At 71.4% G+C, this 24483-nt stretch carries 25 protein-coding genes and 1 riboswitch; of the genes, 13 read left to right on the forward strand and 12 right to left on the reverse strand.

All coding sequences use genetic code 11. The features are described 5' to 3' along the window. Positions 1-40 precede the first annotated feature (40 nt). The 3 genes from ACWDEN_RS20080 to rocD form a co-directional block, all read right to left on the reverse strand. On the reverse strand, positions 41-874 hold the full coding sequence (locus tag ACWDEN_RS20080; protein WP_450859815.1) for a hypothetical protein: 834 nt from the start codon (positions 872-874) through the stop codon (positions 41-43). A gap of 98 nt (positions 875-972) precedes the next feature. Then, complete coding sequence (locus ACWDEN_RS20085) at positions 973-1932, reverse strand: hypothetical protein (protein WP_351611086.1); 960 nt, start codon at positions 1930-1932, stop codon at positions 973-975. A 47-nt stretch (positions 1933-1979) separates the two neighbouring features. Next, the gene (gene rocD, locus ACWDEN_RS20090) at positions 1980-3185 is read right to left on the reverse strand and encodes an ornithine--oxo-acid transaminase (protein WP_351611083.1); all 1206 of its coding nucleotides are present in this window, start codon (positions 3183-3185) and stop codon (positions 1980-1982) included. A gap of 92 nt (positions 3186-3277) precedes the next feature. After that, positions 3278-3366: riboswitch (ZMP/ZTP riboswitch) on the forward strand. 32 nt (positions 3367-3398) lie between these two features. On the opposite strand from rocD, the gene ACWDEN_RS20095 reads away from it, so the two are divergent. The 3 genes from ACWDEN_RS20095 (at position 3399) to ACWDEN_RS20105 (ending at position 6771) form a co-directional block, all read left to right on the forward strand. Further along, complete coding sequence (locus ACWDEN_RS20095; RefSeq protein ID WP_351611080.1) at positions 3399-4850, forward strand: glycine hydroxymethyltransferase; 1452 nt, start codon at positions 3399-3401, stop codon at positions 4848-4850. Positions 4851-4941: 91 nt separating this feature from the next. Then, the gene (trpS, locus tag ACWDEN_RS20100; RefSeq protein WP_450859816.1) at positions 4942-5967 is read left to right on the forward strand and encodes a tryptophan--tRNA ligase; all 1026 of its coding nucleotides are present in this window, start codon (positions 4942-4944) and stop codon (positions 5965-5967) included. 222 nt (positions 5968-6189) lie between these two features. Beyond that, positions 6190-6771, forward strand: coding sequence for a 2'-5' RNA ligase family protein (locus ACWDEN_RS20105; RefSeq protein ID WP_450859792.1), 582 nt, complete (start codon positions 6190-6192; stop codon positions 6769-6771). 7 nt (positions 6772-6778) lie between these two features. Here ACWDEN_RS20105 and ACWDEN_RS20110 read toward each other — a convergent pair whose 3' ends face one another. Next, positions 6779-7519 carry a decaprenylphospho-beta-D-erythro-pentofuranosid-2-ulose 2-reductase gene (locus ACWDEN_RS20110; RefSeq protein WP_351611072.1) on the reverse strand — a complete coding sequence of 247 codons (741 nt, stop codon included), beginning with the start codon at positions 7517-7519 and terminating at the stop codon, positions 6779-6781. Between the two features lie 116 nt (positions 7520-7635). Between ACWDEN_RS20110 and ACWDEN_RS20115 the strand changes: the two genes are divergently transcribed. Next, positions 7636-8556 (forward strand): YihY/virulence factor BrkB family protein, encoded by a 921-nt coding sequence (locus tag ACWDEN_RS20115; RefSeq protein WP_351611069.1) that lies wholly within the window; start codon positions 7636-7638, stop codon positions 8554-8556. Here the strand turns inward: ACWDEN_RS20115 and ACWDEN_RS20120 are convergent. Further along, complete coding sequence (locus ACWDEN_RS20120) at positions 8504-9724, reverse strand: D-alanyl-D-alanine carboxypeptidase family protein (protein WP_351611066.1); 1221 nt, start codon at positions 9722-9724, stop codon at positions 8504-8506. The two genes, ACWDEN_RS20115 and ACWDEN_RS20120, sit on opposite strands and share 53 nt — an antisense overlap. Positions 9725-9815: 91 nt before the next feature. On the opposite strand from ACWDEN_RS20120, the gene ACWDEN_RS20125 reads away from it, so the two are divergent. Further along, positions 9816-10055 carry an SCO4848 family membrane protein gene (locus ACWDEN_RS20125; RefSeq protein WP_351611063.1) on the forward strand — a complete coding sequence of 80 codons (240 nt, stop codon included), beginning with the start codon at positions 9816-9818 and terminating at the stop codon, positions 10053-10055. 256 nt (positions 10056-10311) lie between these two features. Beyond that, on the forward strand, positions 10312-11856 hold the full coding sequence (locus tag ACWDEN_RS20130; RefSeq protein WP_450859793.1) for an ABC transporter substrate-binding protein: 1545 nt from the start codon (positions 10312-10314) through the stop codon (positions 11854-11856). On the opposite strand, the gene ACWDEN_RS20135 is transcribed toward ACWDEN_RS20130, so the two are convergent. The 7 genes from ACWDEN_RS20135 to ACWDEN_RS20165 all read right to left on the reverse strand — a co-directional run bounded on the left by ACWDEN_RS20135 (position 11857) and on the right by ACWDEN_RS20165 (position 17395). Continuing rightward, a complete protein-coding gene (locus ACWDEN_RS20135) occupies positions 11857-12645 on the reverse strand; it encodes a TetR/AcrR family transcriptional regulator (RefSeq protein ID WP_351611059.1) in 789 nt (262 codons plus the stop codon). A 39-nt stretch (positions 12646-12684) separates the two neighbouring features. Continuing rightward, a complete protein-coding gene (locus ACWDEN_RS20140; protein ID WP_351611057.1) occupies positions 12685-13095 on the reverse strand; it encodes a VOC family protein in 411 nt (136 codons plus the stop codon). A 113-nt stretch (positions 13096-13208) separates the two neighbouring features. After that, positions 13209-13988 carry a succinate dehydrogenase iron-sulfur subunit gene (locus ACWDEN_RS20145; RefSeq protein ID WP_351611055.1) on the reverse strand — a complete coding sequence of 260 codons (780 nt, stop codon included), beginning with the start codon at positions 13986-13988 and terminating at the stop codon, positions 13209-13211. Next, a complete protein-coding gene (gene sdhA / locus ACWDEN_RS20150) occupies positions 13988-15742 on the reverse strand; it encodes a succinate dehydrogenase flavoprotein subunit (RefSeq protein WP_351611052.1) in 1755 nt (584 codons plus the stop codon). The genes ACWDEN_RS20145 and sdhA overlap by 1 nt, the downstream gene beginning before the upstream one ends. A gap of 19 nt (positions 15743-15761) precedes the next feature. Continuing rightward, entirely contained in the window at positions 15762-16244 is a 483-nt protein-coding gene (locus tag ACWDEN_RS20155) for a succinate dehydrogenase hydrophobic membrane anchor subunit (protein ID WP_351611050.1), read from the reverse strand. Between the two features lie 5 nt (positions 16245-16249). Continuing rightward, complete coding sequence (sdhC, locus tag ACWDEN_RS20160; protein WP_076087831.1) at positions 16250-16630, reverse strand: succinate dehydrogenase, cytochrome b556 subunit; 381 nt, start codon at positions 16628-16630, stop codon at positions 16250-16252. Between the two features lie 192 nt (positions 16631-16822). After that, the gene (locus ACWDEN_RS20165) at positions 16823-17395 is read right to left on the reverse strand and encodes a 2-oxo-4-hydroxy-4-carboxy-5-ureidoimidazoline decarboxylase (RefSeq protein WP_450859794.1); all 573 of its coding nucleotides are present in this window, start codon (positions 17393-17395) and stop codon (positions 16823-16825) included. A gap of 154 nt (positions 17396-17549) precedes the next feature. Here ACWDEN_RS20165 and ACWDEN_RS20170 point away from each other — a divergent pair, with 154 nt between their 5' ends. From ACWDEN_RS20170 to ACWDEN_RS20200, 7 genes are all read left to right on the forward strand, one after another. Next, positions 17550-19211, forward strand: coding sequence for a beta-N-acetylhexosaminidase (locus ACWDEN_RS20170; protein WP_450859795.1), 1662 nt, complete (start codon positions 17550-17552; stop codon positions 19209-19211). A gap of 101 nt (positions 19212-19312) precedes the next feature. Then, on the forward strand, positions 19313-19870 hold the full coding sequence (locus ACWDEN_RS20175; RefSeq protein ID WP_351611044.1) for a hypothetical protein: 558 nt from the start codon (positions 19313-19315) through the stop codon (positions 19868-19870). 169 nt (positions 19871-20039) lie between these two features. Beyond that, on the forward strand, positions 20040-20426 hold the full coding sequence (locus ACWDEN_RS20180; protein WP_351611043.1) for a hypothetical protein: 387 nt from the start codon (positions 20040-20042) through the stop codon (positions 20424-20426). 265 nt (positions 20427-20691) lie between these two features. Continuing rightward, complete coding sequence (locus tag ACWDEN_RS20185) at positions 20692-21324, forward strand: RNA polymerase sigma factor (protein ID WP_450859796.1); 633 nt, start codon at positions 20692-20694, stop codon at positions 21322-21324. 112 nt (positions 21325-21436) lie between these two features. Continuing rightward, the gene (locus ACWDEN_RS20190) at positions 21437-22183 is read left to right on the forward strand and encodes a hypothetical protein (RefSeq protein WP_450859797.1); all 747 of its coding nucleotides are present in this window, start codon (positions 21437-21439) and stop codon (positions 22181-22183) included. 482 nt (positions 22184-22665) lie between these two features. Then, a complete protein-coding gene (locus tag ACWDEN_RS20195; RefSeq protein WP_450859798.1) occupies positions 22666-23328 on the forward strand; it encodes an RNA polymerase sigma factor in 663 nt (220 codons plus the stop codon). Next, entirely contained in the window at positions 23328-24440 is a 1113-nt protein-coding gene (locus tag ACWDEN_RS20200; RefSeq protein WP_450859799.1) for a hypothetical protein, read from the forward strand. Before ACWDEN_RS20195 ends, ACWDEN_RS20200 begins: the two co-directional genes overlap by 1 nt. Positions 24441-24483: the final 43 nt, after the last annotated feature.

Raw genomic sequence — 24483 nt, forward strand, 5'->3', positions numbered from 1 at the left:
CGGCCTGGGTGCGGCGGGTGGTGAGGTAGGTGCCGCCCGCTCAGGCGGGCTGCTCCTCCGCGGGTGCCTCTCCGAATCGGGCCAGCGCCAACGCCCCCACCACAGCCACCAGGAACCCCAGCACCGCCAGCCAGGCGAGCCCCTCCTTCGTGCGGTCCCCCAGCCACACCACGCCCACGGCCGCCGGACCGATGGTCTCGCCGATCACCAGGCCGGCGGTGGCGGTGGTGACCGAACCCCGCTGCAGGGCCGAGGTGAGCAGCATGAACGCCGCGCCTCCTCCGATCAGCAGCGCATAGGCCGCCGGGTTGGTCAGAAGATCAAGCGGCGCCAGGCTGTCGATCAGCCGGACCGAGACCTCCACCACCCCGAACCCGAACCCGGCCCCGAGTCCGAGCACCAGCGCCCGCCCCGGGCCGGTCAGCCGACCGCCCGCGAACGCGAGCAGCAGCATGCCGACCGCGACCGCGAGCATCACGTACCGCAAGGCGTCCGAACCGTCCTGGTTCCCCTCCGGCCCGGACGCCAGCCCCAGCATCGCCAGCCCGGCGCACACCACGGCCACCGCGCTCCACTCGGTCCCGCTCAGCCGCACCCGCAGCAGCCGCGCCGCGACCACCGCGGTCACCGCCAGACTCGAGGCCAGCGCCGCGCTGACGGCATAGATCGGCAGGGACCGCAGCGCCGCGATCTGGAACAGGAAGCCGAGCCCGTCCAGCGCGAGCCCGGCGATGTACCGCCACTGTCGCAGCGCCCGCAGCAGCAGTGCCGCGTCACCGCCGCCACCCCCGTCCATGCTCGCCGCTCGCGCGGCAACCGCCTGCAACACCGTCGCGGTGCCGAAGCAGACCGCCGCGCCAAGGGCGCACACCATTCCGAAGACCACAAGGGGACTCTAGGAGACGGCTGATCCGGCCAACCCCTGTGGCCTGCGCTCTTACCGTTCTCTAGGCTGACGCCCCGCGGCGGCTGTCACGGCGCCGGGGGGTTCCAGCCGCCGTACGCCTGGGCCGGTGGCCGCCGGCCGGGCTGGTCGGTCATGACCGGGCGGAGGTCCGGGATCGCGAGCAGCAGCAGGGCCACGACGCCGACGGCGATCTCCAGGAGCAGGGTGAGTCGCTGCAGGACGACGTTCGTGGCCGCGTGGTGGAGGGTGAACGGGATGTGCTCCGTGTGGTACTGGACGAGTGCCACCGTGCCGAAGACGATCAGCGTCCCGCCGAGAGCCATGCCCATCGTGCGGGCCAGCGGTGTCCTGACGAACGCCTGGACCGCGGTGAGCACGCACAGCACCGCCGTCGCCCAGCCGCTCCAGGCGGGCGCGGGCGCCAGCAGGGCGCTGATGGTGTGCTCACCGGTGAGCATGTGCCAGTAGGTGAGGGGGCCGTACTTCTCGGCGGTGAACTCCCGCATGTCCCACAGCTGCCAGGCGGCGCCCACCACCCCGAAGACCGCGAGCAGCACCCCGGCGCAGACGGCCGGACCGGGCCGCGGCGGTGCGGCCGGGGCTCCCGCCGGCCGGCCGGCCACCAGTGCGGCGATGATCAGATAGACCGCCCCGAGGACCTCGGCGACGGCGGTGACCAGCACGAGGGTGCGGTCCGGCGCCCCCTCGGCCCAGTCCGCGCCGAGCATCCACACGGTGGGGGTCCGGTAGGCGAGGGTGAGCGCGGCGGCCGTGGCCAGGGCGCTGCGACCGGCGGGCTTCGTGGCCGTCAGGCCGGCGACGGCGTACACGACGAGGAGCACCACGTCCACGGCGGAGGTCGCCAGGATTCCGTGGTGCTGTCCCGGCAGCATCCCCCCGAACCAGGTCCACACGGTGTCGTGCAGCCCGGCGCCACGGAAGTCCCGGATCATCCAGGCGAGTTCGAGCAACGCCAGCACGACACAGATGATCGCGCCGAGTGCACGTGCGGTGGACGTGGGCACGGTCCCACGGTTCATGGCCATCAGATCCCCCCGGACACGGTGATCCCCTAAGCCTCCAGCACTGCCGCCAACTGTGCCACCCCCCAATCCAGTTCGCTCTCCTCGATCACCAGCGGTGGCGCGATCCGGAGCGTCGGACCATGGGCCTCCTTCACGAGGACCCCGCGCTCCATCAGCCGCTCGCAGACCTCCCGCCCGGTGCCGCGGGCGCGTGGGACGTCCACGCCCGCCCACAGCCCACGCCCGCGCACCGCCGTCACCGCGCCCGTGTCCAGCAGCGCCCCCAGCGCCCGGTGCATCCGCTCGCCCAGCTCGGCCGCCCGCGCCTGGAACTCGCCCGTGCGCAGCATCGCGATCACCTCCAGCGCCACCGCGCAGGCCAGCGGATTCCCGCCGAACGTCGACCCGTGCTCGCCCGGCCGGAACACCCCGAGCACCTCCGCGCTCGACACCACCGCCGACACCGGCACGATCCCGCCGCCCAGCGCCTTGCCCAGCACGTACATGTCCGGGACCACCCCCTCGTGCTCGCAGGCGAAGGTCCGCCCGGTGCGGCCGAGACCCGACTGGACCTCGTCGGCGACGAACAGCACGTTCCGCTCGCGGGTGAGCTCCCGCACCACGGGGAGATAGCCGGCCGGCGGCACGATCACCCCGTTCTCGCCCTGGATCGGCTCCAGCAGCACCGCCACGGTGTTCTCGGTCAGCGCCTGACGCATCGCGGTCAGATCGCCGTACGGCACGATCTCGAACCCGGGCGTGTACGGCCCGAAGTCCGCCCGGGCCCCGGGGTCGGTGGAGAAGCTGATGATGGTCGTCGTACGGCCGTGGAAGTTGCCGCCCGCGACCACGATCTTCGCCATCTCCGCGGGCACCCCCTTCACCCGGTACCCCCACTTCCGGGCCGTCTTCACCGCGCTCTCCACCGCCTCCGCCCCGGTGTTCACGGGCAGCACCATCTCCATCCCGCACAGCTCGGCCAGCTCCGTGCAGAAGGCCGCGAACCGGTCGTGCAGGAAGGCGCGGGAGGTCAGCGTCACCCGCTCCAGCTGGGCTTTCGCCGCCTTGACGAGCCGCCGGTTGCCGTGCCCGAAGTTCAGCGCCGAGTAGCCCGCCAGCAGATCCAGATAGCGCCGTCCCTCCACGTCGGTCATCCACGCCCCCTCCGCCGTGGCCACGACGACCGGCAGTGGATGGTAGGTGGGCGCACAGTGGGCTTCGGCGGCGGCGACGAGGTCTTCTGCAGCGGTCATGGCCTCTCCCGGAAAGGACGGTGGCCCCCTTCCTATCGTCGCTCGCATGGTGGACGCGGGACCTGCGCCGTCCGGCTCGCCCGGTAGGCTGATCACCGGGCCGTGACTGGCGCGCTGGGATGGGACGGACCATCGGGGAGCGGCCCGAGTGTGATGTGTGCCGTGCGCCTGGGCCGAACGTGAACGCTGTACACACGCCGTCCGGAGGTCCTCATGCCAGAGCAGCAGCCCCTCTCCACCGAGTCCACCGCCTTCCGCGCGGCCCTCGACGTCGTCCGCGCGGTCGAACCGCGCGTCGCCGACGCGATCGGCCAGGAGGTCACCGACCAGCGCGCGATGCTCAAGCTGATCGCCTCCGAGAACTACGCGTCCCCGGCCACGCTCCTGGCCATGGGCAACTGGTTCAGCGACAAGTACGCCGAGGGCACCGTCGGCCGCCGCTTCTACGCCGGCTGCCGCAACGTCGACACCGTGGAGGCCCTGGCCGCCGAGCACGCCCGCGAGCTCTTCGGCGCCCGCCACGCCTACGTCCAGCCGCACTCCGGCATCGACGCCAACCTCGTGGCCTTCTGGGCCGTCCTCGCCGACCGCGTGGAGGCCCCCTTCCTGCAGAAGACCGGCGCCCGCCAGGTCAACGACCTCACCGAGGCCGACTGGGCCGAACTGCGCCAGGCCTTCGGCAACCAGCGCATGCTCGGCATGTCCCTGGACGCCGGCGGCCACCTCACCCACGGCTTCCGCCCGAACATCTCCGGCAAGATGTTCGACCAGCGTTCCTACGGCACCGACCCGGCCACCGGCCTCATCGACTACGAGGCCCTGCGCGCCCAGGCCCGCGAGTTCAAGCCGCTGATCATCGTGGCGGGCTATTCGGCGTACCCCCGTCTGGTGAACTTCCGGATCATGCGCGAGATCGCCGACGAGGTCGGCGCGACCCTCATGGTCGACATGGCGCACTTCGCGGGCCTGGTCGCGGGCAAGGTCCTGACCGGCGACTTCGACCCGGTCCCGCACGCCCAGATCGTGACCACCACCACCCACAAGTCGCTGCGCGGCCCGCGCGGCGGCATGGTCCTGTGCGACGACTCCCTGAAGGACCAGGTGGACCGCGGCTGCCCGATGGTCCTCGGCGGCCCGCTGCCGCACGTCATGGCCGCCAAGGCCGTCGCCCTCGCGGAAGCCCGTCGGCCCGCCTTCCAGGACTACGCCCAGCGCATCGTCGACAACTCCCGCGCCCTGGCCGAGGGCCTGATGCGGCGCGGCGCCACGCTGGTGACCGGCGGCACCGACAACCACCTGAACCTGATCGACGTCGCCACCTCCTACGGCCTCACCGGCCGCCAGGCCGAGGCCGCCCTCCTCGACTCGGGCATCGTCACCAACCGCAACGCCATCCCGGCCGACCCCAACGGCGCCTGGTACACCTCCGGCATCCGCATCGGCACCCCCGCGCTGACGACCCGCGGCCTGGGGACCGCGGAGATGGACGAGGTGGCGGGCCTGATCGACCGCGTCCTCACCACCACCGAGCCGGGCACCACCAAGTCGGGCGCCCCGAGCAAGGCGGCCCACGTCCTGGACGAGAAGGTCGCCCAGGAGATCGCTCAGCGAGCGACCGACCTGGTGGCGGCGTTCCCGCTCTACCCGGAGATCGACCTGGGCTGAAGCGCCCCGTAAGCGGTGTGGGGAACTGTGCGGGCAACCACGGATCACGCGCAGTTCCCCTCGCACGGAACCCCCCGTGCTCTCTGCGACAATGAAAAACATGGCCTCTGCTGACCGACCCCGCGTGCTCTCCGGCATCCAGCCCACCGCCGGCTCGTTCCACCTCGGCAACTACCTCGGCGCCGTCCGCCAGTGGGTGGCCCTGCAGGAGACCCACGACGCGTTCTACATGGTCGTCGACCTGCACGCGATCACGCTCCCGCAGGACCCGAAGGAGCTGCGGGCCAACACCCGGCTCGCCGCCGCGCAGCTGCTGGCCGCCGGTTTGGACCCGGACCGCTGCACGCTCTTCGTCCAGAGCCACGTCCCCGAGCACGCCCAGCTCGCCTGGATCATGAACTGCCTCACCGGCTTCGGCGAGGCCAGCCGCATGACCCAGTTCAAGGACAAGTCCGCCAAGCAGGGCGCGGAGCGCGCCTCCGTCGGCCTGTTCACCTACCCGATCCTCCAGGTCGCCGACATCCTCCTCTACCAGGCGAACGAGGTGCCGGTCGGCGAGGACCAGCGCCAGCACATCGAGCTGACCCGCGACCTGGCCGAGCGCTTCAACGGCCGCTTCGGGCAGACGTTCACGGTCCCCTCGCCGTACATCCTCAAGGAGACGGCGAAGATCTACGACCTGCAGGACCCGTCGATCAAGATGAGCAAGTCGGCGTCCACGCCGAAGGGCCTGATCAACCTGCTCGACGAGCCGAAGACCACCGCCAAGAAGGTCAAGAGCGCCGTCACCGACACCGACACCGTGATCCGCTACGACGCGGAGAACAAGCCGGGCGTGTCGAACCTCCTCACCATCTACTCCACGCTCACCGGCACCTCGATCGCCGAGCTGGAGCGGGAGTACGAGGGCAAGATGTACGGCGCCCTCAAGACCGACCTCGCCGAGGTGATGGTCGAGTTCGTGACGCCCTTCCGGGAGCGCACCCAGCAGTACCTGGACGACTCCGAGACGCTCGACTCGATCCTGGCCAAGGGCGCGGAGAAGGCGCGCGCGGTCGCCGCGGAGACGCTGGCGCACGCCTACGACCGCGTCGGTTTCCTGCCGGCGAAGCACTGAGGAGCACGGACCGGCGCCGAGGCGCACGACCGTACACATGTCCCGCTCGGCAGAGCGCTGCACATCACTTCCGCTGCGCCTGCCCACGGGACATCCGTGGCCGTACAGTCGATAGCCAACGGCCCGAACGTGACGAAACGGGACGGCCGCCAAGACCACAGAGCGACGACAGGCCGACAAGTCCGACGAGAGACCGACGAGAGACCGACGACAGGAGACGACGTGGGGACCGTAACGATCGGCGTGTCGATCGCGGTCCCGGAGCCTCACGGCAGCCTGCTCCAGGAGCGGCGCGCGGGCTTCGGCGACGCCGCGGCTCATGGCATCCCCACGCATGTCACGCTGCTGCCGCCGACCGAGCTCGACGAGAGCGAGCTGGCGGCGGTCGAGGCGCACCTCACCGAGGTCGCCGCGGGCGGACGGCCGTTCCCGATGCGGCTGTCCGGCACCGGCACGTTCCGTCCGCTCTCCCCGGTGGTCTACGTCCGCGTCGTCCAGGGCGCCGAGGACTGCACCCTGCTGCAGCAGCGGGTGCGGGCCGCCTCGGGGCCGGTGGCGCGTGAGCTGCAGTTCCCGTACCACCCGCATGTCACCGTCGCGCACGGCATCGACGAGGCGGCGATGGACCGCGCCTTCGAGGAGCTGGCCGGCTTCGACGCGCAGTGGCCGTGCACGGGGTTCGCCCTGTACGAGCAGGGCGCCGACGGGGTGTGGCGCAAGCTGCGGGAGTACACGTTCGGGGGAACGGTGGTACCGCCGCAGGCCGGTGCGCTGCGCGGCGTGGGCCGTAGCGCGGTGTCGTAGGAAGGCCTCAGATCGGCAGCCGCCGGAACAGCGCCCGCGGCATGTGCCGCAGCGCCGCCATCACCCACCGCAGCGCGCCCGGCACCCACACCACCTCCGAGCGTCTGCGCAGACCCAGTTCGATGGCCGTGGCCACCGCCTGAGGGGTCGTCGTGAGAAGCCCCTCCACCCCGACGTACCCGGGCCGTACGACCATGACGTGCACGCCCGTGCCGTGCAGGGCGTCGCCGAGGCCCTGGGCGAAGGTGTCGAGGCCGGCCTTGCTGGAGCCGTAGATGAAGTCGGCGCGCCGGGCCCGCTCGCCGGCGACGGAGGACAGGACCACGAGGGAGCCGTGCCCCTGGTCCTGCAGGGCGCGGGCGGCGACCAGGCCCGCGGAGACGGCTCCGGTGTAGTTGGTCCGGGCGACCTGGACGGCGCGTACCGGGTCCCGCTCGTCGTGGGCCTGGTCGCCGAGGATGCCGAAGGCGAGCAGCACCAGGTCGATGTCGCCCTCGGCGAAGACCTTGCCGAGGACGGTCTCGTGCGACTCGGGATCGAGGGCGTCGAAGGCGACGGTACGGGCGTCCGCGCCGAGTGCACGCAGGCTCTCGGCGGCCTGTTCCAGCGCCGGTGAGGGGCGGCCCGCCAGCCACACCGTGCGGGTGCGGCGGGCGATCATCCGGCGCACGGTGGCCAGCGCGATCTCGGACGTGCCGCCGAGGACGAGCAGGGACTGGGGGAGGCCGAAGGCTGTGTCTCCAGGCATGTCGGTGACCGTATCGTCCCGATATGAGGGATTAGTTACTGAACATTCGGCCGCTCCACACAATGGGTGATTAGTGGGATGTCTTACGAGCGCACGGTCAGGGGCAGGAACGGATCATGGACTGGCTGAAGGGACTCCCCGGCATCGGGCCGATCGTGGTCCGGCTGACGGAGACACACGCGTGGCACTGCTACGAACGGCTGGACCGGGTGAAGTGGACCCGGCTGGCGGCCGCGATGACGTTCATCAGCTTCGTGGCGCTGTTCCCGCTGCTGACCCTGGTCGCCGCGATCAGCGCCGCCACGCTCAGCGCGGACCGGCAGAAGACCGTCGAGCACAAGATCGCCGAGCAGTTCCCCGGCGTCCTCTCCAGCCGGCTGGACCTGACCTCGCTCGTCCAGAACGCCGGCACGGTCGGTGTCATCGCGGGCGCCCTGCTGCTGTTCACCGGCATCGGCTGGGTCGGCCAGATGCGGGACTGTCTGCGCGCGGTGTGGGAGCTGCCGGAGCAGCAGCAGAATCCGGTGGTGGCCAAGGCCAAGGACGCCGGCATCCTCCTCGGCCTCGGCGGGGCCCTGCTGGTCACGCTCGCCGCGTCCACGCTGGCCTCGGCCGCCGTCGGCCTGGTGTCGCGCCAACTCGGCCTGGCCGCGCACAGCTGGGGGAGCCTGCTGCTGCGGATCGCCGCGTTCGCCGTCGCCGCGCTCGCCGACTTCCTCGTCCTGCTCTACGTCCTGACCCTGCTGCCCGGTGTCGAGCCGCCGCGCCGCCGCCTGGTGGTCGCGGCGCTGCTCGGCGCGGTCGGCTTCGAGCTGCTGAAGCTGCTGCTCAGCGGCTATATCCAGGGAGTCGCCGCGAAGAGCATGTACGGCGCGTTCGGCGTCCCCGTGGCGCTGCTGCTGTGGATCAACTTCACCGCGAAACTGGTGCTGTTCTGCGCCTCCTGGACGGCGACGCCGAGTGCGGCGGCCGAACCCGCGTGCGTCACGGACGCGGCCGACGGCGCATCAGGTCCGGCAGCGGCCACCGGCGATTGACCAGGAACGCCGCGCCCGCGAGGAGCACCAGCACCCCGCCGGTGATGGCCGCGGCGGTGCCGACGCCGGAGCCGGAGCCGGTGGCGGCGCCGGCCACCGGCCTGGTCCCGGACCCGTCCTTGCCCGCCTTCCCGCCGGAGCCGCTGGGCCCAGGGCTCGGCAGGGCGCTCTTCGGCGGCACCAGCTCGCCCACCGGACTGACCTTGCCGGCCGCCTGGAAGCCCCAGTCGAACAGCTTGGCCGTCTCCTTGTAGACCTCGTTGTGCGCGGCCTTCTCCGGATGCATCACCGTGACCAGCAGCACCCTGCCGTTGCGTTCGGCGACCCCGGTGAAGGTGGCGCCCGCGTTGGTGGTGTTGCCGTTCTTCACACCCGCGATGCCCTGGTAGACGGGCACATCGGTGTCACCGCTCAGCAGCCGGTTGGTGTTGCGGATCTCGCCCGACTCGAACCTGGCGCTGACGGTCGAGCAGTAGTCGCGGAAGTCCTTCTTCTGCAGCCCGGACCGGGCGAACAGCGTCAGGTCGTACGCCGAGGACAGCTGGCCCGGCTCGTCGTAGCCGTCGGGCGAGACCACGTGCGTGTCCTGGGCCTGCAGTTCGTCGGCGTGAGCCTGCATGTCCTTGACGGTCTGTGCGACACCCTCGTTCATCGCGGACAGCACGTGCACCGCGTCGTTGCCCGAGCGCAGGAAGACCCCGAGCCACAGGTCGTGGACGCTGTAGGTGTGCCCTTCCTTTATCCCGACCACGCTGGAGCCGGCGCCCATGCCCGCGAGGTCGGACGGCGCGACCTTGTGCCTCTCCTCCCTCGGGAAGCGGGGCAGCAGGGTGTCCGCGAAGAGCATCTTCAGCGTGCTCGCCGGGGGCAGCCGCCAGTGCGCGTTGTGCGCGGCGAGCACCTCCCCCGACTCGGCGTCGCTGACGATCCAGGAGCGCGCGGTGAGGTCCTTCGGCAGCACCGGGACCCCGGGCGCGAGATTGACCTGTGTGCCGGGCTGCCCGAGCCGGACGCCGCCCACGGTCGACATGGCGGCCGGGGGCGTGGCCGTCGGACCGGCCGGGGGGGACGGGGCGGCGAGGGCGGCGGGTGCGGTGGCGGACAGGCACAGCAGGGTGGCGGAGGTGACCAGCAGGGATCGCCGGCCGGTCTTCATCGGAGCGGGCACGGTCGAGAACGTACCTTTTGTCGGCCGTGAAGTCCCATGACCCGCCTCACCCCCGACACGGAACCGGACGGCGAACGGCGATACTGGTCGCATGAAGCTCAGCCGCCCGGTCTCCTGGTTCCTGCTCGCTTTCGGGGTGTGGTCCTGGGTCATCTGGGTCACTTTCGTCAAGAACCTGGTCAAGGACAGCAGCGGGCTCGCCTTCGACAACGGTCACCCGACCGCGTACTTCTGGGTGCACCTGCTGCTGGCGGTCGTTTCCTTCGTATTGGGGACGGCCGTCGGGGTCATCGGGTTGCGCGGACTGCGGGCACTGCGCCGTACGTCATAGCGGACACCCGGGACTTCGCACCGGGTCGCCGTACCCCCCTGGCCGAAACCGCTCCCACACCTGTGAAGGCGCTGTGAAACCCGGGGGAAACAACGCCTCGGTAAGTTCTTTCCCCATCTGGTCAGAAAGCCCTTCCCCCGGGCGAAACCCGTGTGATTAGGTGAGCCGCGCCACTAGGGGAGTGGCGAAATCGTGCTGGCCAGGGGTAGGGCCTTTGAAGGGGCCTGGGGAGGGCACCACCATGCGATCTGTTCGCATGCGCGTTCTCGTGGCACTGCTCGTGCTCGCGATCGCGGGAATCGGCGGCTGGCAACTGCTGCCGTCGCAGAACAACAAGGACAAAACCATCGCGGTCGGTACGACGGACGCCGTCACGAACCTCGACCCGGCGGGCGCCTACGACGCCGGTTCCTGGGCTTTGTTCAGCAACGTCTTCCAGTCGCTGCTGACGTTCGAGCCGGGCGGCGTCGAGCCGGTCCCGGACGCGGCGACGAGCTGTGCCTTCCAGGGCAGCGGTCTGCGGACGTACCAGTGCACGCTCCGCTCCGGGATCACCTTCCCGAGCGGACGCGCGATGACGGCCGAGGACGTCAAGTACTCGTTCGACCGGGTCAAGAAGATCAACTCCGATGTCGGCCCGTCATCGCTGTTCTCCACGCTCGCCTCGGTCACCGCCGACAACGCGACGACGGTCACCTTCCACCTGTCGTCCGCGGACGCCACCTGGCCGCTGAAGGTCGCCACGGGCGCCGGCGCGATCGTGGACAAGGACAAGTACCCGGCCGACTCCCTGCGCAAGGACAGCGCCGTCGACGGCACCGGCCCGTACATCCTGACGTCGTACACCAGGAACGAGAAGGCCGTCCTCCAGCCGAACGGCAGCTACAAGGGCTACCTCAGCGGCACCGGCCGCCCGATCGAGCTGCGCTACTACGCGGACTCCGCGAAGCTCGACAGCGCCTGGAAGGCCAGGCAGGTCGACGTCGCCACCCGGGAGCTGCCGCCCGGCGTGCTCTCCGCGCTGAACCCGAGCGACCCCAACCAGCGGGTCACCGAGTCCGACAGCGCCGAGACCCGCAACCTGTACCTCAACACGCGCGCCGACTCGCCCTTGCGCGACGTGCGGGTGCGCCGCGCGATGGCCTGGCTGGTCAACCGCGAGGAGCTCGCCTCGACGGTCTACGAGGGCACGGTCGACCCGCTGTACTCGCTGATCCCGACCGGCATCACCGGCCACACCACCTCGTTCTTCGACGACTACCCGAGGCAGAGCGTGCAGAAGGCGCGGGCGCTGCTCACCCAGGCGGGGGTGTCCCTGCCCGTCCGGTTCACCTTCGGCTACGGCAGGAGCCGGGGCGCGGGTGAGCAGGAGGCCGCGGCGCTGAAGAGGCAGCTGGAGGCCGGCGGCCTGTTCAAGGTGGACGTCCAGGGGTACGAGTGGACCGACTTCCAGAAACGCTGGGCCACCGGCAAGATCGACGCGTGGGCGGTCGGCTGGGTGCCCGACTATCCCGACCCGGACACCTTCGGCGCCGCGCTCGTCGGCACCGGCTCCACGATGAGCACCGGGTACAGCAACAAGCTGGTCGACCATCTCATCCTGGACAGCCAGCAGTACGCCGACCGCAGCCGGACCGCGAACGACTTCAGGGACATCCAGGCGGACGTCGCCCAGGACGTCCCGCTGATCCCGCTGTGGCAGCGCAAGGAGTACGTGGTCAGCACCGAGGACGTGGGCGGCAGCCAGTACCTGGACGACGGCACGGGTGTCTTCCGCCTGTGGCGTCTGCAGTGGATCTGATCAGCCGGCCTGCTCCGCGTGCCCCTTGGTCCCCTCGGCCCCCGTGGTCCGTGGGTCCGGCAGCGCCTTCGTCATGCCGGGCAGGAAGTCCGTGAACAGCTCATGGATCTCCAGGACCAGGGGGCGCAGCACGCGGAAGCGGGCGAGCGCCACGCCACGGGCGGTCAGCCGGGCCCCGCGCCGGGCCAGCCGGTAACTGCGCTCGCGCCCTTGCGTCCGGTCGAAGACCCAGTACAGGACGAGGCCCATCTGGGCGAGCCACATCAACTCCGGCAGGACATCGCGGAGTTCGGCCGGAACCTTGGACTTCGAGCCGGCCAGCACCTCGCGGTGGACGGCGATGGCCTGCTCACGGGCGTGCTCGCTCTCCGGGGAGAAGGGGCTGAGCGGGCTGTCGGGGTCGGCGGCGTTCTTGAAGAACTGCACGGCGAACTCGTGGTAGGGCCGGGCGATGTCGAGCCAGACGGTCAGCACGCCCGCGAGCCGCGCCTCCAGGTCGGTCTCCCGGTCCAGGACCTCGCGGACCGCCCGCTGGTGCTCGGCGGCGATCCGGTCGTAGAAGCCCTGGATCAGGTGCTCCTTGCCCTCGAAGTAGTAGTAGGCGTTGCCGACGGAGACCCCGGCCTCCTTGGCGATGGCCCGCATGGTGGTCTTGTCGTACCCGCGCTCCTGGAACAACCGCATCGCGGTCTGAAGGATCAGCGCGCGGGTCTGCTCGGACTTGCTGCTGGGCTCGGACTTGCTGCTGGGGGAGCCGGCCGTCTCGGGGCCGTCGTTCTTCGCGGGCACGGCAGAGAGCCTAACGAGTGGCTCGGGCGCCCCGGGTGGTCAGCTTCGGCGGCCCAGCTCCGGGCGCTTGGTGTAGTCCGTGAGTCCGAGGATGTTGCCCCACGGGTCGGCGAACTCCACGGTCCAGCCGGTGACCACCTGGAAGACCCCGTCCAGCGGCGGGATGCCGGCGGCGGCCAGCTCCCGCGCCGCCGCCCGGGCGTCCGGTACCTCCAGCCAGACACGCGGCGAGGGCCAGGGCGGGGTCCGGCGCCCCACCGCCTCCTCCGCCTGCAGCAGGATCCCGGGTGTCTCGCCCCCGACCTTCAGCAACGCGATACCGCCCTCGTCGAAGCGGAACCCCACGGTGAATCCGGCCCGCTCGTAGAAGCCGACGGCCTCGCCGAGGTCGCCGACGGGAAGCAGCACGTTGTCGAAACCGAGCAGCTCGTAGGACTCATCGTCTGCCATGTCGTCAGATTAGAGCCGCGGGGAATACAAACCGCGCAAACCCGGTCGAAAACGCCCGAGGGCCCCGCTTCCGGAGGATCGGAAGCGGGGCCCTCGGCGCCGGACCGGCAGGATCAGTAGCGGCGCGTGATCAGCGCGCGCTTCACTTCCTGGATCGCCTTGGTGACCTCGATACCACGCGGGCAGGCGTCCGTGCAGTTGAAGGTCGTACGGCAACGCCACACGCCGTCACGGTCGTTGAGGATCTCCAGGCGCTGCTCGCCCGCCTCGTCACGGCTGTCGAAGATGAAGCGGTGGGCGTTCACGATCGCGGCCGGACCGAAGTACTGGCCGTCGTTCCAGAACACCGGGCAGGAGGAGGTGCAGGCCGCGCAGAGGATGCACTTCGTCGTGTCGTCGAACCGCTCGCGGTCCTCGGCCGACTGCAGCCGCTCACGGGTCGGCTCGTTCGTGTCCTTGGTGACCAGGAACGGCATGACGTCCCGGTACGCCTGGAAGAACGGCTCCATGTCCACGACCAGGTCCTTCAGGACCGTCAGGCCCTTGATGGCCTCGATCGTGATCGGCTTCTCGGGGTTGATGTCCTTGATCAGCGTCTTGCAGGCAAGGCGGTTCTTGCCGTTGATCCGCATCGCGTCCGAGCCGCAGATGCCGTGCGCGCACGAGCGGCGGAAGGTGAGGGTGCCGTCGAGGTCCCACTTGATCTTGTGGAGGCCGTCGAGGACACGCTCCTTCGGGTCGATCTCCAGCTGGAAGTCTTCCCAGGCCGCCTCCGCCGAGACCTCCGGGTTGAACCGGCGGATCCGGAAGGTGACCGTGATGTAGGGGGAGTCGGCGAAACCGGGCTCGGGCTTGCCGGCCGCCTCTTCCTTGTCCAGAACAGGGGTAGCCATCAGTACTTACGCTCCATCGGCTGGTAGCGGGTCTGGACGACCGGCTTGTAGTCGAGACGGACGGTTTCCGAGCCGTCGGCGCCGACCTCGCGGTACGCCATGGTGTGGCGCATGAAGTTGACGTCGTCGCGGTTCGGGTAGTCCTCGCGGTAGTGACCGCCGCGGGACTCCTTGCGGGCCAGCGCCGAGACGGCCATGACCTCGGCCAGGTCCAGCAGGTTGCCCAGCTCGATGGCCTCCAGCAGGTCGGTGTTGAACCGCTTGCCCTTGTCCTGGATCGCGACGTTCTTGTAGCGCTCGCGCAGCTCGGCGATCTTCTCGACGGCCGTCTTGATCGTCTGCTCGGTGCGGAACACCATGACGTTGGCGTCCATGGTCTCCTGCAGCTCGCGGCGCAGGGTCGCCACCCGCTCGGTGCCGGTGGAGTTGCGCAGCCGCTCGATCTGCTCGACGACGAACGACTCCGGGTTCTCCGGCAGCTCGACGTAGTCCGCCGTGTGGGCGTACTCGGCGGCGGCGATGCCCGCGCGGCGGCCGAAGACGTTGATGTCCAGCAGCGAGTTGGTGCCGAGGCGGTTGGCGCCGTGCACGGAGACACAGGCGACCTCGCCGGCCGCGTACAGACCCGGGACGACGGTGGTGTTGTCCGACAGGACCTCACCCTCGACGTTGGTCGGGATGCCGCCCATCGCGTAGTGCGCGGTCGGCTGGATCGGGATCGGGTCCGTGTACGGCTCGATGCCGAGGTAGGTCCGCGCGAACTCGGTGATGTCCGGCAGCTTGGCGTCCAGCTGCTCCGGCGGCAGGTGGGTGAGGTCCAGGTAGACGTGGTCGCCCTCGGGACCGCAGCCGCGGCCCTCACGGATCTCCGTGTAGATGGACCGGGACACGACGTCACGGGACGCCAGGTCCTTCATGACGGGAGCGTACTTCTCCATGAAGCGCTCGCCGTCCTTGTTGCGCAGGATGCCGCCCTCGCCGCGCGCACCCTCGGTGAGCAGGATGCCCATGCGCCAGATGCCGGTCGGGTGGAACTGGAAGAACTCCATGTCCTCCAGCGGGAGCCCGCGCCGGTAGACCGCCGCCTGACCGTCACCGGTCAGCGTGTGGGCGTTCGACGTCACCTTGAAGAACTTGCCGCAGCCGCCGGAGGCGTAGATGACGGCCTTCGCCTGGAAGATGTGGATCTCGCCGGTCGCCAGCTCGTAGGCGACGACACCGGCGGACTTCTTGACGCCGTCGACCTCGGTGATCAGCTGGTCCAGGACGTAGAACTCGTTGAAGAACTCCACGCCCTCCTTGACGCAGTTCTGGTACAGCGTCTGGAGGATCATGTGGCCGGTGCGGTCCGCGGCGTAGCAGGACCGGCGGACCGGGGCCTCGCCGTGGTTGCGGGAGTGACCGCCGAAGCGGCGCTGGTCGATGGTGCCGTCCTTGGTGCGGTTGAACGGCAGACCCATCTTCTCCAGGTCGAGGACGGCGTCGATGGCCTCCTTCGCCAGGATCTCGGCGGCGTCCTGGTCGACCAGGTAGTCACCGCCCTTGACCGTGTCGAAGGTGTGCCACTCCCAGTTGTCCTCCTCCACGTTGGCGAGCGCGGCGGCCATGCCGCCCTGCGCGGCGCCCGTGTGGGAGCGGGTGGGGTAGAGCTTGGTCAGCACGGCGGTGCGGCTGCGCTTCGTCGCCTCGATGGCGGCACGCATGCCCGCGCCGCCGGCGCCGACGATGACGGTGTCGTACTTGTGGATCTTCATGATTCTCGCAGCCCCGTGCCTAGCGGATGTTCGGGTCGAAGGTGAAGATCACCAGCGTGCCCAGCAGGATGGTCCACACCGTGGCGGTGTACAGCAGGGCCTTCAGCCACATGCGGGAGCTCGCGCGCTCCGCGTAGTCGTTGATGACCGTGCGCAGGCCGTTGGCGCCGTGCAGCATCGCGAGCCACAGCATCAGCAGGTCCCAGACCTGCCACCAGGGGGAGGCCCAGCGGCCGGCCACGAAGGCGAAGCCGATCTTGGAGACACCGCCGTCCAGCACGAGCTGGATCAGCAGGTGGCCGATGACCAGGACGACCAGCACGATGCCGGACAGGCGCATGAAGAGCCAGGCCGCCAGCTCGAAGTTGCCCCGGGTCGACTTCGGGGTCTTCTTGGTGCGCTTGCGCGGCGCCTCGATCAGCGGGGCCGGGTTGTCGGCGCTGTAGACGGGGGCGCCCTCGACGGGGCCGATTCCGGACGCGGTGGTTTCAGTCGTGGACATGGGCCTCAGCTCCCGAACAGAACACGAGCGGCGTGGCCGAGGACGGGGTAGATCGCCCCCGCCATCAGGACGACCCAGACACCCATCACGGTCCAGAACATCTGCTTCTGGTAGCGCGGGCCCTTCGACCAGAAGTCGACGGCGATGACACGCAGGCCGTTGAGCGCGTGGAAGAGGATGGCGGCGACGAGGCCGTACTCCAGCAGCGCGACGATCGGCGTCTTGTACGTGGCTACGACCTTGTCGTAGTCCTCGGGGGAGACACGCACGAGAGCGGTGTCCAGCACGTGAACGAACAGGAAGAAGAAAATGAGGACGCCGGTGACTCGGTGAGCCACCCAGGACCACATTCCTTCCCGGCCGCGGTACAGCGTTCCAGCCGGCACGGAAGTCCCTCCGGGAGCGGGGATTGGGGCCGCGCCGGCTTCGGTGTCGGGCGGGCCCGGCCGGGTACGGTCCACCGGCCCCCAGCATCGTAGCCATGCGCCGCGTTGTGCCTTACGGGGGGCCTACCTTGTGTGATCAAATTGGCACCGGATGGGGGAGCGGGCGCGCGGCTACTGGGGTGGTGTGTCCTGTTACTTGCCGACTGCGGGTGCGTTGGGGCTGGTCGCGCCCCGCGGCGGAGCCGCTGACGGACAAGGCCCCGCGCCCCTCAGGCAGGTGCCCAGTCTGCTTCTCGCCAGGCGCCGGAGCTCCTCCGCCGCTATCACCCGTTCCTCCTCCGGATCGTTCGTCAATCGTGATCGGATCGCTTCGAGGATGCGGTCGAGGGATTCGTCCGGGTGGGTGTCGCCCAGGTAGATGACGAACGCGTGTCCGAACCTGGCCTCGTAGGCCGCGTGTGCCGCGCTCAGGGCCATGTGGGCCGCCGAGTAGGTGTCCTCGGGCAGGTCCGGGAGGGACTCCCCGGCCAGGGCCTCCGACAGGTCACCCGGGGAAAGGTCGTACGCCGCCTCGTCCGCCGCGGCCAGGAGGGAGTCCAGGTCGGGGTAGGGGCGGTGGTCCGCGACGCGGTGGGACCAGCGCAGGCTGTGGAGGCAGTGCAGCAGGAGGGCGCGTGCCTCGTCGGCGGGTGCGGCGTTGAAGGCGTCGAGGGGCTTGGGGAGATACGGAAGACGGTGGGCGGGCAGCGTGGGTCCTCGCGTCACATGTGGCGTGGCAGGGGATGCTGTGAAAGGTGTGTCGTCAGGTTATCGAGAGTGGTCACTGTGTGTCTGTGTGATGCCTGAAATTCACCCGAACGGGAGAGTTTCGGAACGTCTGGGTGACGGGTGACGCCCGGATCGGTCGTACGTTGGCGGGGTGACCCAGCACAAGCGCCGTGCCTCGGCGCACCAGGTGATACGCAAGCGGGCGGTCGTGGCCGCGGCGGTCCTCGGGACGGTCGCGGTCGGCACGGGGGTCGGCGTGTGGGCTTCGTCGGGCGCGGGCGGCGGGGCGTCGCAAGGGGGTGCCCGGCAGTCGTCGTCCGGCCGGGTGGCCGGTACCGCTTCCGGCGGGGCGGGCGCGCCGTCGGCGCGTCCGACGCCCAGCCGGTCCTATCCGCTGTCCCAGGCGCCGCGGACGATACCCGCGGTGCGCTCCCACACGCCGGCGCGCGGGCCCGGCTGGAAGCCGCAGAAGGCGGACCGGGTGGTGATCAGCGACGGGGAGCTGGCCGACGAGGGGCGGCTGATAGCCGGGGAGCTGGGGCTGACCTACGCGGGGGAGAAGGACGACGTGCGGGCGGGGGACGTCCGGCTGGCGCTCGGCGGCGGGGGCGGGAACCAGGAGTCGTACACCATGACCGTCCGCGACGGGCGGGTCGACATCAGCGGCCCCGGCGACGCCGGCGTCTTCTACGGCACCCGCACCCTGAAGCAGGAGGTGCACGGCGGCGGCACGGCCCCGGAGGGGGTCGTACGGGACGAGCCGGCCAAGCCGGTGCGCGGGTTCAACCTGGACATCGCGCGCAAACCGTACTCCGAGTCCTGGATAGAGGACCGAATACGGGAGCTGGGAGACCTGAAGTTCAACGAACTGGGGCTGCACTTCTCCGACGACCAGGCGTTCCGGATCGAGTCCAGCACCCACCCCGAGATCGTCTCCGCCAACCATCTGACCAAGGCACAGGTCAAGCGGATCGTGGACCTGGCCGGCAGCCGGCACATCACCGTCGTGCCCGAGATCGACTCGCCGGGGCACCTGGGCGCCGTCCTCGCCGCCCACCCCGACCTGAAGCTGCGCAACGCGAGCGGGGTCGTGACCAAGGGCGCCATCGACATCTCCAAGCCCGCCTCCGCCAAGCTCGTGGACGATCTGCTGAACGAGTACGCGGGGCTGTTCACCGGCAACCAGTGGCACCTCGGGGGCGACGAGTACCAGGCGCTGACCATGAAGGACCCGCAGGCCTCCTATCCGCAGCTCGCGGCCGCCGCCCGGCAGAAGTACGGCTCCGGCGGCACCGTCGCCGACCTCACCACCAGCTGGCTGAACGACCGTGCCGCCACCGTCCGCGCCCACGGCAGGACCATGCGCGCCTGGAACGACGGCTTCTACCGCGGCACGTCCGTGCAGGCGGCCGGGGATCTCCAGGTCGCCTACTGGACCGGCAAGGAGATCGGCGCCCGGCAGCCGGCCGAGTACCTGAGCGCGGGCCGGAAGGTCATCAACTACAACGACGAGTTCCTCTACTACGTCCTCGGCCAGCCGCAGACCTTCGTCTATCCGACCGGACAGCGGATCTACGAGCAGTGGAACCCACGGGTGCTGCGCGGCACGACCGCCGTACCGGCGAGCTACGACGGCCAGATCCTCGGCGGGGCGTTCGCGGTCTGGGGCGACTTCCCGAACGCCCAGACCGAGGCCCAGGTCGCGGCCGGCATCCGGATGCCGCTGCGGGCCACCGCGCAGAAGCTGTGGGACCCGGGCGCGCCCGCGCTGTCCTGGACCGACTTCCGCAACCTGGCGAACCGGCTGGGCTGACTTGGCCGGAAACATCTGCTGTGACACTCCCGCGCCGTATCACGCAGTAAAGGGAAGTGCGGGCTCCGTAACGGTCGGCGCCCCGGCGAGGGAGACATTTCATGAGCCTGGTGGAACGGATCGCACAGGCCGACGAACGCGGACTGGCCACCAGCGGGCTGGCTTGTTTGGATCGGTGTCTGCCGCTGCTCGGCGCCGACGACGAGCTGCTGCGGCCGCTGTGGGCGAGCCTTGCCGATGGCTCCGACTGGGGCGCGAGCCTGGAGAAGGCCCGGGGAGCCGTCGGCGCCGAGGGGCCCGGCGACGACGAGGCCGTGCGGCTGGCCCGCCGCATGCTGCAGGCCGTTCCGGCCGAGCGCACCGCCGACGCGGTACGGCCCTGGGCCGACGCCTGCTCGGTCGCCTCCCTGCGCATCCACCGGCTGCTCGACCCCGCGGCGGACGGTACGTCGGCGACCGAGGGGCTCGACGCCGGGCGGGCGGGGGAGACGGCGGACCTGCCTCCGCTGGTCGCGGCGGAGCTGCGCCGGCAGACGGCGGTGCTGGACCTCCTCGCCGAGCACGGTCCGCAGGGCCTGCGCCGCGCGCTGGACCTGTCGATCGAGGGACGGCGCGTCCTGCGCGCGGTGGTGTCACGGCGGGCCCGCAGTGGGTCCTGAGCAGCGCCGCGGTTACGGCGATCCGGGGGTCAAACCCCCCTGCGTGCGTGAGTCCTGTGCCTGTCGTGCGGTGGACGTGGGGTAGTTCCGCGACGGTTGGCGAAACGTTTCGAATTGGCGTGACGGATGATCGGTCCAGCCCGCTCTTCCCTATGTGACAGCCCATTACGTGACAGCGCAGCAGGACACCAGGCCGCACGCCGCGGCGAAGCCCGTGCGATGGGCCGCGGACACCGTGGCGACCATGCGCGAGGGCGCGCGGGTGCGGCTCGACTACTCGGCGCAGAGCCTGTGGCGGGTGGACCGGATGATCGAGGAGATCCGGCGCGAGGGGCCGCCGTACGCCGCCGTCGAGAGCGTGCTGCGCGGCTTCGGTGCCTACGCCGGTGAGGTGATCGTCCGGCAGAGCGGCGCCGAGTGGTGGACGACCGGCGGCGACCACTGGGTGCGCACCCCCGACGGCCGGCTCTGGGACCCCATCGAGGAGGCCCGGCGCGCCTACGAGGGCCAGGGCTCGCTGCGGCTGCTCTGCCGGGACGCGACCGGCTCCCGCTGACCGGCCGGGAGCCCCGCCGCGTCACTGGTGACACCACCCGCCCCAGGCGGTCACTCGTGCCGCTGTCCGCGGTAACTCCCCCATGGGCCAGGCGGGTTGGCGGGTCCGCCGGTCGTCTGCCGGTCCGGTCTCCGTGCCGCGGGCCGCGGCGGGCGGAAGGCTGTGACACTTCCGTGAGCCCTGACGCTGATGTCCCTGGGGATTCGCTACGAGCACGAGCGCAGGTCCGAAGCGGGCGTGGGCTCGGTACGGACGAGGACGGTTCTTGGGTCACGCAGGGGAACCCCGCCGCCGGCAGGCGTACGACGGGGAGCTGGGCGCGGCCGTCGCGCGGGCCCAGGACGGCGACGTGACCGCCTTCGCGGTCGCCTACCGGATCGTGCAGCCCGGCCTGCTCGGCTATCTGCGGGGCCTGGTCGGCGAGGACGCCGAGGACGTGGCGTCCGAGGCCTGGCTGGAGATCGCCCGCGACCTGGGCCGGTTCAAGGGCGACGGCGCCGGCTTCCGCGGCTGGACCGCGACCATCGCGAGGCACCGCGCCCTGGACCATCTGCGCCGCCGGCGGGTACGGCCCCAGGCCGCGCCGCTGGAGCAGGACGCGCTGGAGCTGCCCGGCCGGCTCGACACCCACGACCAGGCCCTGGAGTCGCTGTCCACCGCCCGCGCGCTGGAGCTGGTGCGCACCCTGCCCAGCGACCAGGCCGAGGCCGTCATGCTCCGCGTGGTCGTCGGCCTCGACGGCCCGGCCGCCGCGCGCGTCCTCGGCAAGCGCCCCGGCGCCGTCCGCACGGCCGCGCACCGCGGGCTGAAGCGCCTCGCCCGGCAACTGGGCGTCCAGGACCCGGCGGACGAGGGTGTGACGGACGGCGGCACCCGGACGCCGGGTGAGTCGACATGAACGGTGCCGGCCGCGAGCCGTATGGATACGGGAGCGCGGTCGGTCCCGGAGCCCGCACGAGGCCCGGGAAGCGGTATGTCTCCGGTACGCCGGACGAGGACGGGGAACGGGCATGGGTGAACGGCACGGCGGCGACGGTCCCTTCGGTCGCCGCCGTGCGCACCCCGGCGGCACCCTCTCCGCGCCCGGCGACGCCTGCGCGGACCAGGCGGACGAGGGCGGTGCGGACTCCGGGTTCGAGGCGCGGCTCGGTGCCGCCCTGCGCGCCGGCGGCGTCGACGCCGAGGCCGAGCGCCGGGCCGTGGCCGCCTTCCGCGCCGCCCATGCGACGCGGGCGTCCCGCGCCCGCACCCGGCGCCGGGACGACTGGCGGCCCGCCGTGCCGAGGCGTGCCCGGGTGTCGCTGAGGGCCGCGCTCTCGGTGGCGCTTGCGAGCCTCACGCTGGGCGGTGTCGCCTTCGCGGCGATCGGCTCCGCCGGTTCCGGCACCCACGGCCGCCCCGGTACCCCGCATCCGGCCCTCCCGTCGGCGAGCACCCCGCACCGGCCGCCCGCTCCCGGCACGCCCGCCGGGACCGCCGGTCAGGCATCCGGCGCCGCGTCCACGCGCCCGCACCATCCGGCCACCGCCCGGGACACGGTGGCCCACTGCCGCGCCTACGAGCGGGCAGGGGACCGGAGTGGCGCCCTGGACGCGACGGCCTGGCAGCGGCTCGTCGGGGCGGCGGGCGGCGAGGAGAAGGTGGCGGCCTACTGTGCGGCCCAGGTGAAAGCCGCATACGGGAAGAAAGCCGACAAGGGCGGCAACAGCGCCGGAAACAGTGGCAGTTCCGACCGTAGGGCCCCGGGGAAGAAGTAGTCCTCGTCACGCGGGCCCGTCGGTGTGTCACGGCAAGGTCACGGACGTTCTAGACGCGGGTGAGAACCCGTGGAGGCCTCCGCGCAGGTGAGGCACCCCTCGTCGGGCCGCAACCAGGGCCCGGCACGGAAAGCGCCGAGTCGAACGGGCCCGCACACCAGCATTGGCCGCGCGTTGGCCGCATTGGTCGCCGATGCCGCGCATCGGCCCAGGTCAGAACGGCAAACTGATGCAACGGCCGGGGCCGCCACCCCCCACAGGAGAGGCCCCGGCCGTCGCGCTGACGGGCCGCGCGCGACCCGTACTCTCTACAGCGCCGTGCGTGCTGTTTCTGTCACACCCGGCCACCGTCGAATCTCACCCTGCGCACATCCGCACCTGGTCACGAGTTAGTTGCATCTTCTACGGACATGGACGGGGAGCTGTTTCACGCCGTAACGTGCCTTTCGCGCCGACCGGGAAACAGGCGTAAAGGGAGTCAGGTGCTGGGGGACGACGCGGAGCTGACCGCCGCGGTGCGATCGGCGCAGGACGGTGACGAGACCGCGTTCCGTACTGTGTACCGCGCGGTGCATCCACGGTTGCTCGGATACGTACGGACGCTGGTGGGCGATCCGGACGCCGAGGACGTGGCGTCCGAGGCCTGGCTGCAGATCGCCCGCGACCTCGACCGGTTCAGCGGAGACGCCGACCGCTTCCGTGGCTGGGCCGCCCGGATCGCCCGCAACCGCGCCCTGGACCACATACGCATGCGCGGCCGCCGCCCCGCCATAGGCGGCGACGAGACGGAACTGACCGGCCGGGCCGCCGAGTCCGACACGGCCGGCGAGGCCATCGAGGCCCTGACCACCGACGGCACCCTCTCCCTCATCGCGCGGCTCCCGCAGGACCAGGCCGAGGCGGTCGTCCTGCGCGTCGTGGTCGGCCTGGACGCCAAGAGCGCCGCCGAGACCCTCGGCAAACGCGCCGGCGCCGTGCGCACCGCGGCACACCGCGGCCTGAAGCGGCTCGCGGAGCTGCTCGGTGACGATCCGGAATCGGCGGGCGTGCTCGACGCGCTCCCACCCCAGCGAGAACCGCGCGGCCGCGCGGTGTCGTCCGCAACTGTGACGGATACGCGTGCGCGGACGCAGAAGGACATGTGATGGCCGACGAGCAGGACAAGTGGCTGAACCGTGAGACGGCGGAACGCCTGTTGCGCGGCGAGTCGCTGGAAGCCGTCGATGCCTCCGCCCGTGACCAGGCCGAACGACTCTCCCGGGCGCTCGGCGCGCTGACCTCCCGGACGGCCCCCGCCACCGGCGAACTCCCCGGCGAGCAGGCCGCCCTGGCCGCGTTCCGCAAGGCCCGCGAGGCCGCCGCCGCGGAAGGCACCGCCGTCGGCCGTGCCGAGGGCGCCTCCGGCCTGTCCGTGCCCGGCGGCGACGCGGGCCTGGTCCGCATCGCCGCCCCGGCCCGTACCGGAATCCCCGCCCGCCGGACCCGCTGGGCCCGCCCCGTGCGGCTGGCGCTGGCCGCGGCGGTGGCCGTGGGCACGGTCGGCGGGGTCGCCATGGCCGCCGGGACCGGGATGCTGCCCACACCGTTCCGGCACGAGCACCCCGCCGCCTCCGTCTCCGCCGACCCGACCTCCCGAACGCCGCTCGCCTCCGTCCCGCAGGGCACCCCGGGGGCGACTGCGGGGCCCGGCGCGCCGAGCGGCAGCGCGGGCACCGACCGCGGTGGCGCCTCCGGCGAGGCCGTCGTACCGGGCGACCGCAACGGCAGGAGCAGCTCTCCCGGCACCGGCGACCCCTCCGGCACCCCCGGCGGCTGGTGGCGGGACGCGGCCTCGGCCTGCCGGGACATCCGCGACGGCAAGGAGCTGGACTCCGGCCGCCGGCGCGTCCTGGAGCACCTGGCGGGCGGCAGTGCCCGGGTGAGCCGGTACTGCAAGGTCGTCCTGGCCACCGTCGACTCGGCCGACGGCGCGACGGGCGGCGGCAAGGGCGACGAGAACGGCGACAAGGGCAAGGGCAACGGAAACGGCCGGGGCGGCGACGAGGAAGGCAACCCCGGCCACGGCGGCGACGGTCACCCCGGCTGGGGCGGCAACCCCGGCAAGGGCACCGGCGACGGCAAGGGCAGCGGAGGCGGCAAGGGTTGGCACGGCGACGCTGTGGCGCCCGCACCCACGGCCTTCGCCCCGGCCCGCCCCGCCCGGAGCACCGGCACCCGGCCCGGCCCGGCGCCGAGCCCGACGTACACCGCCCTCTGACCCGACCGGCCCGCGGGCCGCTCCCTCCCTCCGCTCCCTTTTT

The organism is Streptomyces sp. NPDC001153 (assembly GCF_053598315.1).

Excerpts from the sequence above, each read along its gene's own strand:
- ACWDEN_RS20080 (WP_450859815.1), bottom strand. The coding sequence starts at position 874 with ATGGTGTGCGCCCTTGGCGCGGCGGTCTGCTTCGGCACCGCGACGGTG.
- rocD (WP_351611083.1), bottom strand. The coding sequence starts at position 3,185 with ATGACCGCTGCAGAAGACCTCGTCGCCGCCGCCGAAGCCCACTGTGCG.
- ACWDEN_RS20095 (WP_351611080.1), top strand. The coding sequence starts at position 3,399 with ATGCCAGAGCAGCAGCCCCTCTCCACCGAGTCCACCGCCTTCCGCGCG.
- trpS (WP_450859816.1), top strand. The coding sequence starts at position 4,942 with ATGAAAAACATGGCCTCTGCTGACCGACCCCGCGTGCTCTCCGGCATC.
- ACWDEN_RS20110 (WP_351611072.1), bottom strand. The coding sequence starts at position 7,519 with ATGCCTGGAGACACAGCCTTCGGCCTCCCCCAGTCCCTGCTCGTCCTC.
- ACWDEN_RS20115 (WP_351611069.1), top strand. The coding sequence starts at position 7,636 with ATGGACTGGCTGAAGGGACTCCCCGGCATCGGGCCGATCGTGGTCCGG.
- ACWDEN_RS20125 (WP_351611063.1), top strand. The coding sequence starts at position 9,816 with ATGAAGCTCAGCCGCCCGGTCTCCTGGTTCCTGCTCGCTTTCGGGGTG.
- ACWDEN_RS20130 (WP_450859793.1), top strand. The coding sequence starts at position 10,312 with ATGCGCGTTCTCGTGGCACTGCTCGTGCTCGCGATCGCGGGAATCGGC.
- ACWDEN_RS20140 (WP_351611057.1), bottom strand. The coding sequence starts at position 13,095 with ATGGCAGACGATGAGTCCTACGAGCTGCTCGGTTTCGACAACGTGCTG.
- ACWDEN_RS20145 (WP_351611055.1), bottom strand. The coding sequence starts at position 13,988 with ATGGCTACCCCTGTTCTGGACAAGGAAGAGGCGGCCGGCAAGCCCGAG.
- sdhA (WP_351611052.1), bottom strand. The coding sequence starts at position 15,742 with ATGAAGATCCACAAGTACGACACCGTCATCGTCGGCGCCGGCGGCGCG.
- ACWDEN_RS20155 (WP_351611050.1), bottom strand. The coding sequence starts at position 16,244 with ATGTCCACGACTGAAACCACCGCGTCCGGAATCGGCCCCGTCGAGGGC.
- ACWDEN_RS20175 (WP_351611044.1), top strand. The coding sequence starts at position 19,313 with ATGAGCCTGGTGGAACGGATCGCACAGGCCGACGAACGCGGACTGGCC.
- ACWDEN_RS20190 (WP_450859797.1), top strand. The coding sequence starts at position 21,437 with ATGGGTGAACGGCACGGCGGCGACGGTCCCTTCGGTCGCCGCCGTGCG.
- ACWDEN_RS20200 (WP_450859799.1), top strand. The coding sequence starts at position 23,328 with ATGGCCGACGAGCAGGACAAGTGGCTGAACCGTGAGACGGCGGAACGC.